The sequence below is a fragment of the Streptomyces sp. NBC_01288 genome, from assembly GCF_035982055.1.
Classification (GTDB): Bacteria; Actinomycetota; Actinomycetes; order Streptomycetales; family Streptomycetaceae; genus Streptomyces.
In genome coordinates, this window is sequence record NZ_CP108427.1 from 467464 (window position 1) to 482005 (window position 14542).

Genomic DNA, 14542 nt, shown 5'->3' on the forward strand with positions numbered 1-14542 from the left:
AAGTCCTTGGGTTGGCTGGTCAGGCTTGCGCCGCTTGCATGGCTTCGAGGCGCGCCTGGACACGCTTGGGATAGATCGAGGTGAAGACCGCGGGGGCGACCAGGCCGACGACGTGGGCGACGATGCCGACCCAGACGGGGGCGTCGGTCGCGCTGCTGATGGCCAGGACGACGGCGATGAACGTGAACCCGGATCCCCAGGCGGCGGTGATGTGGTTGTTGACGGCGAGGAAACCCGGGGTGTCCCAGTACTCCTCGGGCGCCTGCCGACGAGCGATCCCGAGCGTGAACGGGCTGCGGAGCGCCATGCTGCCCCAGGCCGTCCCGGCGAGCCAGACGAACGAGATGACGTCGCTGTGGTGCTGGATGGACGAGTCGGGTGAACTGAAGGCGATCGCCCCGATGATGACGAAGTAGATGATGGTGCTGATCTCCAGCACCAGCGCGTCCATCGCCACGCCCCTGCGCCGGTCCTGGAGAAGCAGCAGGACCCCGACGACGACACCGGCCACCGCACCCCAGCGCCAGTCCACGGCGGAGACGAAGCCTGCCGCGATCCATGGGTAGAACCCACGCATATACGCCATGATGCCCACGTTTTACTTCCTCACAACTCGATGTTCCAACTTTGACAGGTGGAAGCTAGATGCTCCGCAATCAACATGTCAAGAATGGAATATTGAACGAAAGTCCGCCGCACCAGCACCCCTTCGGGCCCACACGGGCTCTACCTGCGCAAACCTCTACGCCCGCACCTGACCTCCACGCGACCCCCTTCCCGGAGGCACAGAATCCGCATGGGTAGTTTTCGACCTGTCACTATTGGAGTGACAGGCGTTAGGCTGGTCCGCATGAGCCTCCGCAACGCCCTCCTGGGCCTCCTCGTCTTCCGCCCCGGCAGCGGCTACGACCTGCTGAAGATGTTCGACACCTCGCTCGGTTACGTCTGGCCCGCCAAGCAGAGCCAGATCTACGGCGAGCTGACCAAGCTGGACGCGACGGGTCTGATCAAGGTCACGGAGGAGGGGCCCCGGGGGCGCAAGCAGTACTCGCTCACGCCCGACGGGCACGCGGAGACGGTGCGCTGGCTGACCGAGAACCGGGAGAGCAGGCCGTTGCGCAACCCGATGCTCCTCCAGACCTTCTTCCTCGGACTCCTGCCGCGGGAGGAAGCGGTCCAGCGACTCCTCGACCACGCGGAGGCCTCGGCCAAGGAGCACGACACCCTGGTCGCCCTCCGGGACACCGAGGAGTGGGACAAGGACATGCTCACCGTGTGCGGCCGGCTCGTCCTCGAACACGGCATCCGGCAGCGGGTGTTGGAGCAGGAGTGGGCCCACTGGGCGGCGGAGCAGCTGCGCACGGCACACACCAAGGGTCCCGACATCGCGGGCCCCACCGAGGGGACGGCCGCGGCGGACGCGGACACATGGAGCGCCGGCGACGCCAACGACCAGGCGCGCTCGGGGCGTTGAGGCACCGCAGGGCTTTCTCGGTGACTCAGGGACGCCTGTTGTTCACGCCCTCGCTCACTACTCGCGCACGGCGTACGCCCGGATGAATGCGTGGACCCCGTCGACCATGGTCTGGCGGACCCGTTCCGGGTCGGGGTTGGCCGGCACCGGTTGACGGTCGTAGGCCAGCAGGACGGTCAGGGCGAAGAAGTGGTCGGCGGCCAGCCGTGGGTCGTCCGTGTCCAGGAGTCCGGCGTCGGCGAAGGCGGCCAGTCGTTCCGCGAAGACCTCCTCCACCGCCCCCGTCGCGATGTCGTCCCGGGTCGTGGGAGTCCGCAGGCGTTCCTGGGCGACGAGGGCGAACCCGGCGGCGTAGTCGGCCGAGCCCACGATCGACGTGCCGAGGTCGATCGCCAACTCCGCGAGTGACTGCTCCAGTTGGGGCACCGTCGTGATCCGCGCATCCTCCGGAAGGTGCTCGTCGAGCGCGCGCCGCACCGTGTCCGTCATGGACTGGGACACGTCGGTGAGGATGGCCACGAAGAGGCGCCGCTTGTCGCCGAAGTAGTCGTACACGGTGCGCTTGGAGACGGCCGCCCGGGCGGCGATGGCGTCCATGCTGACGCGGTCCACGCCCTGGTGCACGAACAGTTCGCGCGCGGCGGTGAGGATCGCCGTCCGCTTCTCCAGGGACCCCTCGCGCACCGTCTTCTCCGTGCCCACCACGCTCATCAGCACCTCCGGGGCAAACCCTACACCGGCCGGTGTACCTACTACACTGCACGGTGTAGTGTCCGCGCCATGACCCCGACAGTGACGGCCTCGCAGGCCACGACACCGGTGCCCGATCGCCGGCTGAACCTCATCAGCCTCGTCCTCGCCCTCGGCGTGTTCACGACCCTTCTGGACACGACGATCGTCAACATCGCCCTCGACCATCTCCAGGCGGTGTTCCACAGCTCGGTCGCCCGGACGCAATGGGTCGCGACGGGCTATCTGCTGGCCTTCGTGTCGGTGATCCCGGTGAGCGGGTGGCTGTCCGAACGGTTCGGCGCGCGCAACGCCTGGATGTTCGCCGTGGGCGCCTTTCTCAGCGGCTCACTCCTGTGCGGGCTGGCGGGTTCGCTGCCCGCGCTCATCGCCTTTCGGGTGCTCCAGGGAATCGGCGGAGGCATGGTCATGCCGATCACGCTCTCCATCGTGACGCGGGCGGCCGGCCCGGACCGCATCCACCGGGCCACGGCCGCCGTCGCGCTTCCCGGTCTGCTCGGGCCGATCCTCGGATCGGTGCTCGGCGGCGCCATCATCCAGTCGCTGAGCTGGCACTGGCTGTTCCTCGTGAACGTGCCGGTCTGCCTCGCCGCGCTCGCTCTCGGCCGGATCCTGCTGCCCGCGACCGCCGGTGAGCGCGGCCACCGACTCGACCTCCCCGGCTTCCTGCTGCTCACGCCCGCCGTCGTCGCCGTCGCCTACGGCATCAGCCGGATATCCGGCGAGGACGGCTTCGCCGCCGTCACCGCCTGGCTCCCGCTCGCCATCGGCGCCGCGCTGCTCGCCGCCTTCACCGTCCACTCGCTGCGCGCCCGCCGTCCCGCCCTCGTCGACGTGCGCATGTTCGCGCGACGCGGCTTCGGCCTGGGAAGCGTCATCACGTTCGCGGGCGGATTCTCGACGTACGCCCTGTCGTTCCTGCTCCCCCTCTTCTACCAGCAGGTGCGCGGCGAGACGGTCCTGCACACGGGCGTGCTGCTCATCACGCAGGGGCTCGGCACGATGTTCTTCGTCGTGGCCGTGCGCCCGGTCGCGGCACGGTTCGACAGCCGGTTCGTCATCACCGGCGGTGCGGCGCTCACCATGATCGGGACCGTGCCCTTCGCCCTCGCGGACGCACACGGGGGTACGGCGGTGCTGCTCGCCGCACAGTTCGCCCAGGGGCTCGGCTTCGCCGCCACCACGTTCCCGGTGATGGCCCTCGCCCTCGCGGGCCTGAGCCACGCCGAGACTCCCCGAGGGAGCGCGGCGTTCAGCGTCGTCCAACGCGTGGGCGCGCCCTTCGGCGTCGCGGTCGTCGCCATGATCCTGCAGAGCCTGCTCGACGGCGCGACCACGGCGGCCGACCAACTCGCGGCGTTCTCAGGCACGTTCTGGTGGATCTTCGGCCTGGGTGCGGTGCCGTTGGTCCTCGCGTTCTTCGTTCCGTCGGAGCCGGAGGAGCCGTCGGTCCCGTCGGGGAAGAACGACCGGCCCGAGCCTGCGGCAGAGGCCACGGACCCGGCACAGTAGACGGGCCACTCCCGGCCCGGGCCGGCACCGCACGTCGATTTCACTAACGCGGTGCGGGCCTCGGAGTTGTCGCGGCCGAGGTCGCCGAGCGGCTTCTTCCCCCTGGCGTCAGAGCCGCTGGAACAGCACCGGAATCAGGGCAGGCACCGCGGGGACCAACAGGTAGGCGACGATTCCGGTCATGGCCTTGCGGGTCGTGACCGGAAGCACCGGACCGGCCCAGACCTGCGCTATCGCCGCGCCGCACTCCTCACCGGAAAGGGTCTGGTACAGCAATTTGACGTGGGCCTGCTTGACGGCCAGCGCGGAGTGGTAGCCGATCGAGGACGGGTAGACGATCACCAGCATGTCCACCACCATCACCCCCAGCACGATGAAGACCATCCATGACGCCGCCGGCAACCAGACCATGAAGAGGACCAGCAGGCCGATCAGGTGGGCCAGGGCGGAGCCGTAGGTCCAGAGCATGAACTGGCGCAGGGGGCGTAGTCCTTGGAACCCGTCGCTGTCGAATTTCATGTTCGGGGTCACCCCGAAGCCGATCGCTTCGGACCGGTACAGGTACACGGTGAAGACGACGCCCATGACCAGTTGCTTGGCCAGGAAGTAGAAGGCGTACGTGCCCGCCGCGCACAAGGCCAGGGCCAGCTCGGGGTGGGTGTGCCGGTTGGCCCACCAGCCGGTGTAGACCTCGGAGCGCCAGATCGCGTCGGAGAGCCTGGTCGGGTTCCACGTCTGCATGAGGCCATGCGTGTTGACGAAGGCGTACAGCGAGGTCGTGCCGATCGCCATGGCCGCCATGATGGCCGCGGAGACAGCCCGGCGGCCGAGCGCGTCGAACCACTCGTTGGTCCGGTCGACCAGCCGATTGAGCCGGTCGATCTGTTCGGCGGACAGTCTCTCCGCACCTCCGTTGCGCTCGTTCATCTGCACGAAGTCGGCGATGGCCTGCACCTGTTGGCAGCAGAAGATGGGGGTTACGAAGACGACCGCCAGCACGATCAGGCCCGCCGGGTCCTGGAGCAGGAACAGGGTCACGCCGCTCGGCTCGGCGTTGTCGGAGAACAGATAGCCCAGGGCCCACCGTTCATCTGCGCCGGCCGACGACGCCAGCACGCCGCCTGCCTCGGCCAGTCCCAGCAGTGTGATGGAGGAGGCCAGGCTGATCAGCAGAATCTTGGTCTTGGCCGTCAGCGGCGAGTACAGCAGGCGGACCAGCAGGCGAGCCGCGCCTCTGCGCGACCGCGGCACCCTGCGCAGCAGGCGCATCGCCCACCGGATGCCGACAGGTGCGGACGGCCGGAAGACAGCCGCGATCCGCTGTGGCTCCAAGGCCTTGAGCTGTTCCATCCCTTACCCCCGCGCAAAGGTGACATCACGTCACAATCCTTTATACCCAGGGTGATTGGGGTGCCCACCCGACCATCGCCGGACCCGCGCCAGCGCTCTGGCTCGCCAAGTGCGGCACAGACGTCACGGTCGTCAAGCCGCGGCCCGAACTGCGTACCGGTGGCCAACTGGCCGATCTCCGCAGCAGATTCAGCCTCTCCTTCGTCGAGGCCAAGGACGTACGAAGGGGCCCTCCGCGCCGATCAGACGACGGTGAGCCGACGGCCTCCACTCCGAACGGCACGACCGGCCCCGCCTCCTCACCCGCACAGGCTGAAAACGCTGACCATGCGCCGGCTTGCGGACGCGACCAAGCTCCAACTGCCCGCCATCTACCGCGCGTTCAACAACAAGCAGGCCCTCCTGGACGAGATGAACGAGGCGATCCGGGCCAAGGCATTGTCGGCACAGCGCGAGGGCGCCCGGATCGTCGGCGTCACGCAACGCGCCGCATTCAACGGCGTCGCCGCCCCCGGGCCGCGCCCACCGTCCTCTGCCACGCCCTCGGCGAAGCCCTGGAACCGCAGGGCCTGACCGACGACGCCCGCGACAAGCTGACGTTCCCCGGCGCGCACCAGACATACCCGCAACTGTTCTCCACCCCTGTCGAGGAGATCCTCGACTTCGACGACGGCTCCCCACTGCCGTTTCGGAGAATATATCTCCACTTTTTTCGGCCCGGGAAGCCCCACGACTCACCTCTCCCGGACGATCACCAGCCGCCCGCCCGGCCACTCCGGGCCGGCCCCCAGGAACCCCTCCCCACCAGGGACGATGTCCGAGATCCGCGCTCCGCGAGGGCACCCCTGAAGCCACCCCCGCGCCGCGTTCGACCCGTCGACAGTCGTCGCCGAGACGCCGTCGGGGGCGTTTTCCACTTCGGTTCGATCCCTTGACAGCCCCAACCAGGCATTCCCAAACTACCGACCATTCGGTTGACGGCCCGGGCCGAGCGCCCCCGCTGTCGACATTCCAGAAGGGTTGATCACCATGACCGAAGTGTCGCTTCACGATGCCCAGAGCCCGCCGGTCCCGACAGTCACCGCCTCACACATCGGTCACGCGACAGCCGTGGGGGCGGCCGGATTCGCGTTGTGCTCGCTCATCCTCGGCCTGCACACCGCCGGCATCATCGACGCCGCCGACGGCACGATCATCCTGGCGGGGACCTTCTTCTACGGCGGGATCGTCCAACTCGTCGCGGGCTTCTTCGCGTTGGCGTCCGGCGCGACGTTCGCGGCCGCGTTCCTGACGGCGTACGGGGCGTTCTGGCTCGGCTACACCGTCATCGAGTTCTGGGCGGCACCCCACATCGCGGGAGCGGCGGCGGCCGCGGCGAAGGCGGGCGGGGCGTCGGCGGAGGCTTCGGCTGCCGCGGGCGGACACGCGGTGATGCAGTCGCTGGGGCTCTTCCTCATCGGCTGGCTGGTCGTCACGCTGGTCTTCGGCATCGCGAGTCTGGGCACGAACGGCGTGATCGTGAGCGCGTTCGCCCTGCTGACGCTGACGATCGTGCTGCTGGTGACCGCCTATCTGGGCGCTTCGAGCGCGGGGGTGCCGAGCGATTCGGTGCTGAAGACAGCCGGTTACGTCGAGATCGTGCTGGCCGCCGTCGCCTTCTATCTGGTCCTGGCGGAGCTGACCAACGACATCCGCGGGCGTGCCGTGCTCCCGCTCTTCGCCCTGAACCGCGACCGTCAGGCCGTCGCGCAGACGGCCTGACCCGGACGGCATGACGACGAACCCCCCACCCGTCTCAAGGAGCCGCATGAAAACGCCCAAGGCAACAGACCACCGGATCAAGCTGCCCCACAGAGTCACCGTACTGAGCAGTGCCTCCGCGGTGCTCCTCCTCGTGGCCGCAGGCCAGACGACAGCCACCGCTCTCCCCGCGCACGCCACCAACTGGACGCCGCCCGCGGCGAGTTACACGGCAAGCGCACCCGTCCACACCAGCGTAACCATGGACGACGGCGTGACGATCGCCGTCGAGGTCGTCTATCCGACCGACCCGAGCACCGGCGCTCGCGCGTCGGGCCCGTTCCCCGTGCTCCTGACCCAGAATCCCTACGGCGCCCAGCGCTCCGACCCCACCGACAGCGGCACCTACTTCGTGCAGCGCGGCTACATCTACGTGGCCTCCGCGGTGCGCGGCACCGGTGACTCCGGCGGGCAGCTCGACTGGTTCGGGGACCGGCAGGGCAAGGACGGGGCCGACCTCGTCGACTGGGCGGCCCACTCGCTGTCGGGGTCCAACGGCAAGGTGGGGCTCGACGGTTGCTCCTACCTCGGGATCGACCAGTGGTTCACGGCGGCGGCCGTGGGCAAGAACTCCGCGCTGAAGGCCATCACACCGTTCTGCACCGACTCGGACTTCTACAACGACCTCAACGCCAACGGCGGTATCACCACCTCCTTCATGGCCGGCATCGCCCAGGCCGAGCCGCGCGGCCCGGAGGACGACCCCGCCACCGACCCGCAGTCGGTGACCATCGCCCAGCAGGCCTCGGGCGGTTCACGCTCGTACAACGATGCCTACTGGCAGTCCCTGAACGTCCAGAAGAAGCTCGTGCCGAAGATCGTGGGCAACGGCATTCCGGCGCTGACCGAGGCCGGCTGGAACGACCTCTTCCCCGGCGGCAACCTCGGCGCCTACGTGTCCGCCCAAAACGCCTACTACCACCGGCCGTTGACCGATCCGATCGCGTCGGGCGAACCCGTCACCGGGCGGTACCAGGCGATCGTCGGGCCCTGGACCCACGGCGAGCACGTCAACGAGGCGACGCTCCAGGGCATCCGCCTGGAGTGGTTCGACACCTGGCTCAAGAACGCGCCCACCGGTATGGCGAACACCTCGACTCCCTTGCACCTGTTCGAGAACGGCGCCAACACCTGGGTCGACAGCGCCGCCTGGCCCCTGTCCTCCGACGCCCGCACCTACTACCTCGGCAACGGCTCCCTCACCCCCGGCAAACCGACGGACGAGGGCAGCGACACACTGTCCTGGAGTGCGGCGACCGCGGCCGACACCCTGACGTACACCACCGCCCCGCTCACCAAGGCGGCTCTGCTCAACGGCCCGACCGACGTCACCCTCTACGCCAAGTCGACGACACCGGAGACCGAACTGTCGGCCAAGCTGAGCATCGTCGCGCCGGACGGCACGGTCACCAAGCAGGCCGACGGAATCCTGCTGGGCAGCCAACGCGCCCTGGACACCCAGGAGAGCTGGTACGGCGACAACGGCACTCTGATCAAACCCAGCCACCCCTCCACCCAGGCGTCACAGCGCCCGGTGACACCCGGCCGGACCACCCGCTACGACATCTCCCTGCTGTCCAACTTCACCAGGATCCCGGCCGGTTACCGGATCCAGATCAGCATCAACAGCCAACCTCCGGCCGACTTCCACTTCCCCGTCGCCCCGACCCCGCAGGAACTGGCGGACCTGGCCGACGGCAGCTACACCGTCGAGCGCTCACCGCAGGCGGCGTCCTTCGTCAACCTGCCTCTGACGACGCCGAGTTCGGCCACGCCCAGCGACACCGACTGGGGTCCGTCCTCCTGACACACGGACAGCGGGTCTGCCTGTACGGCAGACCCGCTACTCCTGTGACGAGGCGGGCCTGACCAGGCCCATCACCTGCTCCACCATCTCGTTGCTCAAGCTCGGTGTCGTCAGTGGAGGGTTGTCGGGACGCTGCCTGATGCCATTGAGAACGATCTCGAAATACCGGCGCCAGATCTCGGGCCGCTTGCCCTGGGTGAACTGACTGGCGGCACTCAGCATTTGAACGACCACGGGGATGTCGGAAGGAGTGATCTCGGCACGCAGATCCCCACTCTCCTGCGCCCGGCTGATCAGGGCCTCCAGGAAAGGGAGCATGCCGCCCCGCACTGTCTCGATCGGCTCGGAACTGTGGCTCCCCAGCATGATCACTTCCTGGAGGCCTCGGTTCTCGGCGAGGTCGGCCGACATCTCCAGGAGGAAGTCGACGAACCCCTCCCAGGCATCGGGATGAGTGAGGGCCCGCTCCGCGGACGCCTGCCGGATCCCGAGATCCTGCTCGAACAGGGCCCGCACAAGGGTCTCTTTGTCCGGGAATCGCCGATACACGGTCCCGACCCCGACCCCCGCGTGCCGGGCCACGTCGTCGAGCGTGACCTTCAGCCCGTGCCGGCCGAAGACCTCCCGCGCGGCAAGCAGAATCTTCTCCCGGTTGAGGGCGGCGTCGCGCCTCAGCGGGCGGTCGCCCTCCATCGGGGCATCAACCCCGGAACCCTCAGCCATAACCTCATGTTAACCCTGGTGATCACAGGCCGGTTCGGCCACCGCACCCCTCTCTCGAAGGCACCCGGCGGAAAACGTTGCAACAACCATCGGGGTACACTGACGCCGCCCATGAGAACCGCGTCGTGCCTGGTCGCACGGCTGTCACAGCGAGGGGGTGGACGCCGTTCAGGTTCGCCCCGCCCGCATTCAGGATGTCGCGGCCGCCGCAGGAGTCTCGGTCTCCACGGTGTCGAACGTCCTGAACCGGCCCGAGCGCGTCAACGCCCGCACCGCCGAACGGGTCCGCGACGCGGTCGCCGCCCTCGACTACGTGCCCCATCCCGGAGCCGCAGGACTGCGCACCGGCCACTCGTCCTCGATCGGCCTGGTCCTGCCCGACGTCGCCAACTCCTTCTACTCGCGCATCGCACGCGGTGCCGCCGACGCGGCCTACGACCACGGCTATTCGCTCGTGCTCTGCGACAGCGGCGACGCCCCCGAGCGGGAGCAGGGCTACTTCACGATGCTGATCGAGCAGCGGGCCGTGGGCGCGGTGGTGGTCCCGCTCGGCGCCGATCCCACCCGCCTCACCCGGCTGCGCGAACGCGGCATCCCGCTGGTCCTCGCGGACCGCGCGCTGTCGGCCCAGGACGGCTGTTCCGTCTCCGTCGACGACATCGCCGGCGGCCGGGTCGCCGTGCAGCACCTCCTGGACTGCGGGGCGCGCGACATCCTCGTCGTGAACGGCGAGCGCGGCATCGTGCAGTGCGCCGACCGCTACCAGGGCGCCCGCCAGGCCGTACGCACCCGCCGCGAGGCACGGGTCCGTCAGGTCGTCGCCGACGAGATGACGGTGGCCTACGGCCTGGAGATCGCCCGCACTCTCGACGACCTGCCCGACGGCGTCTTCTGCACCAACGACTTCCTCGCCGCCGGACTGTGCCGAGGACTCGGCGAACGGGGCGTACGAATACCCGAGGAGATTCAGGTGGTCGGCTACGGCGACCTCGACATCGCGAGCTTCGTCGGTACGACCCTGACGACGGTCCGGCAACCCGTCGAGGAACTCGGCAGAGCGGCCGTGGGGATGCTGCTCGACGAGGTGGAGGCCCGCGCCGAACACGCCCACGAGACAAGGGTGTTCGCGCCCGACCTCGTCCTACGGGACTCCACTCGGCCTCTGTCAGCCCCGAATCCGTAGCGTCACCGGTCCCAGCAGCCCCGACGAGAGCTGGGAGGGGAAGGCCCAGGCGGTGGGGGTGGCTTCGGCGAGATAGGGGGCCAGGGTGTTGTTCACGGTCACCTCCAGACGCACCGATCGCCCTGCGGTACCCGGGAGTCGGAAGCGGTACGGAGGACAGAACCCCTCGCCGGCACACTCCCCGTCCACGTCAACCGACACGCTGCCGCGCACCCGCCCGAGGTCCAGCACGGGGTCCGGCCCAGCAGGAACCTCCACTTCCCGCGAGTACGTCACACCACCGCTCCAGCCGCCCAGCCCCAGCAACTGCCAGTCGCCCAGCGGTAGTTGCGCTGCCAGAGTCCGGACGCGCACCGGTCCCCGCCAGGCGGAGCCACCCCGCAGTACGGCCGTGGGTGCGGTGACGACTTCGACCTCCGTCGGTTCCGGTAGCGGCTGATCCAGTGTCAGATACTGGCCGTCGAGCCGCGTCTCTGCACCATCGCCGACCCGTACCCTCGCGGGCAACTCCAGCGGCAGTTCCAGCGATTCGGTGCCCGGCGGCACGGTGAAGCGGAAACGCTGGGCGCGTTCGCGGACAGCGTCCGTGGACCGCAACGGCAGTACGGCGGTGCCGAGCACCGGTGCGCCGGTGAGCCACTCGGTGTCCGGCAACGGGTGCGGTCGTACGGCCGCGTAGCAGTGCTGCAACTCTCCCCACCGGCCCTCGTGTTCGACGGTGCGGCCGCGCCACTCCCCCGTCTCGGCCTCCCAACCAACGCCGCTCACCAGGGAGTTCACGGCCGACTCCGCGCGAGACACGCAGTCGACGAACACCGCCTCGCGCGGATGGACGGCGTCGGCCACCACCTCCAGCACGTGTTCGCCGTCCCCGAGGGTGAGTTGGTGCCGGAAGAACATCGGCACCGCGCCCCAGTCGGACTCGTAGTACTCCACCTTCTCCTGACGCGCGACGACCTCCCCGTCGAGCAGCACGGTCACGCCCACTGCGGCACCGACCACAAGTACCGCCTGGCCAGGACCGTGCAGCCGCCCTCGATAGGTCACGCCGCCGGACGGTCGTACGTCCTCGGGCAGACACATGAACTGCGGTCGCGAACCGAACCCGTCCGGGCGGGTCAGACAGAAGTAGCTGCCCAACGGTGTACCCGCCGTGCCGGAGATCAGCAGCGGCCTGTCCTCGGCGTCCCCCAGCTCGTATTCGAGGACGTTACGGGTCCGGCCCAACTCCACGCGGGCGGTGGTGAGATACCCGGTGCCGGTGTCCAGGCGCTCGCCGTTCCACCACACACGCTTGGTGGCCGCGGCGCCGATGTGCAGCTCGGCGGGTCCGCGGTGGTCTGTCTCCACGATCGCGCGCACCCGGGCGACCATTCCGGGCCCGGGGACGGGAACGCGTACGAACTCCTCTGCCACCAGGCCCTTGTTGCCGAGCAGGCCGTCCGGGTCCGGGATTCCTCGGCTCGACGAGTACAGCGAGCAGCGCCATCCCAAGTCCGAGGAAAAGAGGGGTAGTTCACCGGCGAGGACCTGTTCGACGGAGGTCGCGTCCAGCGGATCGGGGGCCTGCGCGGACGGAACCGGAGGGAGGACGCTGACCCGATTGCCGTAGGTCGCCCGTGTCCGCTCCCAGCTCGCGTCGGCGCCGTCGGTCTCGGTCCAGCTCATCGTCCAGATTTGAGGTTCGGCGACGGAGGCGCCCGCAGGGAGCGCCAGGTCGCCCCAGGTGTTGTCCATCGTGGAGACCAGGCTGCCCTCCCAGCCGTGCGAGAGGTCGATCATCTGCTCTGGCAAGGGTGTTGGTGCGGGCGTCCGGACTGTCTGCGGGGTGCCCTCCCGCCATACGACGAGGACGGCAGGGGCGCCCTCCAAGGGCACCTCGATGGTCGATCGGCCCTCGGAGACGGTGACTTGGGCCGGGTGGCGGGTGCCGGTCGCCGGGTTCCAGATCTCGGCCTCGGTGACCGTGGCGTGCACGGTGACGGTCGAGTGGTGGGCGTAACGCGTTGGATCCGCCTCGTGATCGGCGTCTCCGGGCAGCGTGCGGGCGTCGGGGAAGGTGCCGGTCACCAGGGCGACCGCCTCAACTCCCTTTCTCCTGACCAGCAGTGGCACCTCGCCGGTCGCGTGACCGGCGGTGTCGGCCACCGCCGCCGCTCCGGCCTCGGCGTCACTCGCTCGCTCCAGGCGCGGATGCTTCAGCAGTGCCGCCACGACGGAGTCGTGACCGGCCTGCCCGGCCGCCGTCGCGGGTGGACGGCCTACGACGACCACCCGGCCGCCCGCGTCGAGGAGTTGGGTGAGTCGGCGTGCCGTCTCCTCCTCCAGGACGCTCGCCGAGGGCAGCAGCACCGCGCGGTACGCCAAGTCCGTGACGTGCAGGCCTCCTTCGGCTGCCGTGGCGCGCTGCACGGAGGCGTCGTCGATGATGTCGAAGGCGATGCGGTGGCGGTCGAGTGAACCGACATGCGGGGCAAGCCAGTTGTTCGTGCCGCACAGGTCCAGGTAGTCGCGCTGTGTCGCGTCGACGTCGGCGTGGTCGTCGCCGAGGCGGCCGTCGCCGAAGTGCTGGACGGGGACGTCCAGCGGGATGAGGGACTGCATGGTGGCGGTGGGGTGCAGAACCGCGACGTCGGCGCTGTAGGTGCCCCAGGACATGATCGAGCAGATCCGGGCGACGGCACGGGAGAACGCCGGGTACTGCTGCCAGTAGGGCTGGCGCCAGTCGGTGGACGGCGGCGCCCATTCGAACCAGCCGCCTGCCGTGCCGAAGTAACTGGCGTGCGGGTTGTACAAGTTGGCGCCGCTGCGCAGGAACGGCAGGAGCCAGTCGTAGGTGTCCGCCAGGGTGCCGCCCCAGCCGGAGGAGTGGAACGCCTCGATCCAGACGCGCTCGTGGCCGTAGAGGTGGGCCATGGAGGAGTGGACCTTGGAGTCGCCGTGGTGGTCGCTGCCGGCGGCGCCGTACCAGCGGTGGGTGCGGAAGTAGTCGGTGTAGATCTGCGTCGACTGGGCCGGGAAACCCGCCCGCGCGGGGTGGCTCTGGTCAGCGCCGACAAGCATCCCGCGCTCGTCGTGCCAGGCGGCGAGGGGCTTGAAGAGGGCCTCCTCGGTGAGTTCGGCGCGGACCGCGTAGTAGTCGGCGCGGATCTTCGCCGCGCGGGCGCTCACCGGTCCGAACAGGGCGGGGAGATGGTCGAGGAGGTCGTAGCCACGACGGGCTCGGAACTCGTCGGGGAAGCGGTGGCTCCAGGAGTTCGTGCCGGGCAGCTCGTCCTGGAAGCTGCCCGCGATCACGTTGCCCAGGTACTCGGGGACGCGCCGGTCGTACTCGTGGTGGACGGCGTCCAGGAGCAGGCTCACGGCGTGCGGGTCCAGGTAGTCGAAGGCGGTGGGGACGGCGACGACGAGGCGTACGTCCGCCCCTTCGGCGGCTTGGATGCCGGGGGCTACGGGTAGGCGGCGGCCCTCCAAGTCGTAGGCGGCGACGAGGGTTTCGGCTCCGCGCAGTGCGATCGTGCCGCCGGTGACGGTGGCCGTTCGGGAGCGCAGGGCGCGGCCGGTGGCTTCCGGATTGCGGCGGGTGATCGCGCCCTGGACGTTGGCGCCGGAGAAGCCGATCTGGTCGTAGAACCACAGGCGGGTGCCGATGTCCCGGGCGATCCGGCAGGTGTCGGTGAAGCGGTCCCACCACTCCTCGCCGAACCACGGCGGGTCGTCGGTCCGGGCGCCGAAGGCCGGGCCGGCCGGGGCCAGGTTGATGACGACGAGGTTGTGGACGCCGCCGTCCGCGAACCGGCGCAGCTGCCAGGCGAGTTGCTCGCGGGTGACCTTGGCGCCGGACCACCACCACAGCGGGGTGGGGCCGAAGTCCCGGGGCGGGGCGTCGAAAAGCTGCTGCAACGCGGGTGAGATCACGGTGTTGGTCCTTCCGGGTGCGGCT

General features: G+C 69.2%; 11 protein-coding genes. 6 read left to right on the top strand and 5 right to left on the bottom strand.

Annotated elements, in window-relative coordinates; all coding sequences use genetic code 11:
• Positions 1-19: 19 nt before the first annotated feature.
• A complete protein-coding gene (locus OG194_RS02180) occupies positions 20-577 on the bottom strand; it encodes a hypothetical protein (protein ID WP_327399082.1) in 558 nt (185 codons plus the stop codon).
• A 273-nt stretch (positions 578-850) separates the two neighbouring features.
• Between OG194_RS02180 and OG194_RS02185 the strand changes: the two genes are divergently transcribed.
• A complete protein-coding gene (locus OG194_RS02185; RefSeq protein WP_327399083.1) occupies positions 851-1474 on the top strand; it encodes a PadR family transcriptional regulator in 624 nt (207 codons plus the stop codon).
• A gap of 57 nt (positions 1475-1531) precedes the next feature.
• Here the strand turns inward: OG194_RS02185 and OG194_RS02190 are convergent, their stop codons facing one another.
• The gene (locus OG194_RS02190) at positions 1532-2185 is read right to left on the bottom strand and encodes a TetR/AcrR family transcriptional regulator (RefSeq protein ID WP_327399084.1); all 654 of its coding nucleotides are present in this window, start codon (positions 2183-2185) and stop codon (positions 1532-1534) included.
• Positions 2186-2254: 69 nt separating this feature from the next.
• On the opposite strand from OG194_RS02190, the gene OG194_RS02195 reads away from it, so the two are divergent.
• Positions 2255-3736 carry an MDR family MFS transporter gene (locus OG194_RS02195; protein ID WP_327399085.1) on the top strand — a complete coding sequence of 494 codons (1482 nt, stop codon included), beginning with the start codon at positions 2255-2257 and terminating at the stop codon, positions 3734-3736.
• Between the two features lie 108 nt (positions 3737-3844).
• Here the strand turns inward: OG194_RS02195 and OG194_RS02200 are convergent, their stop codons facing one another.
• Entirely contained in the window at positions 3845-5086 is a 1242-nt protein-coding gene (locus OG194_RS02200) for a hypothetical protein (protein ID WP_327399086.1), read from the bottom strand.
• A 327-nt stretch (positions 5087-5413) separates the two neighbouring features.
• Here OG194_RS02200 and OG194_RS02205 point away from each other — a divergent pair, with 327 nt between their 5' ends.
• The 3 genes from OG194_RS02205 (at position 5414) to OG194_RS02215 (ending at position 8693) form a co-directional block, all read left to right on the top strand.
• Entirely contained in the window at positions 5414-5659 is a 246-nt protein-coding gene (locus OG194_RS02205) for a hypothetical protein (RefSeq protein ID WP_327399087.1), read from the top strand.
• Between the two features lie 456 nt (positions 5660-6115).
• Positions 6116-6847 carry an acetate uptake transporter gene (locus OG194_RS02210; protein ID WP_327399088.1) on the top strand — a complete coding sequence of 244 codons (732 nt, stop codon included), beginning with the start codon at positions 6116-6118 and terminating at the stop codon, positions 6845-6847.
• A 46-nt stretch (positions 6848-6893) separates the two neighbouring features.
• Positions 6894-8693 (top strand): CocE/NonD family hydrolase, encoded by a 1800-nt coding sequence (locus OG194_RS02215; protein ID WP_327399089.1) that lies wholly within the window; start codon positions 6894-6896, stop codon positions 8691-8693.
• A 36-nt stretch (positions 8694-8729) separates the two neighbouring features.
• Here the strand turns inward: OG194_RS02215 and OG194_RS02220 are convergent, their stop codons facing one another.
• Entirely contained in the window at positions 8730-9416 is a 687-nt protein-coding gene (locus OG194_RS02220; protein ID WP_327399090.1) for a TetR/AcrR family transcriptional regulator, read from the bottom strand.
• A gap of 157 nt (positions 9417-9573) precedes the next feature.
• On the opposite strand from OG194_RS02220, the gene OG194_RS02225 reads away from it, so the two are divergent.
• Positions 9574-10599, top strand: coding sequence for a LacI family DNA-binding transcriptional regulator (locus OG194_RS02225; protein WP_327399091.1), 1026 nt, complete (start codon positions 9574-9576; stop codon positions 10597-10599).
• On the opposite strand, the gene OG194_RS02230 is transcribed toward OG194_RS02225, so the two are convergent.
• A complete protein-coding gene (locus OG194_RS02230) occupies positions 10582-14517 on the bottom strand; it encodes a glycosyl hydrolase (protein WP_327399092.1) in 3936 nt (1311 codons plus the stop codon). The genes OG194_RS02225 and OG194_RS02230 overlap by 18 nt on opposite strands.
• Between the last annotated feature and the right edge of the window lie 25 nt (positions 14518-14542).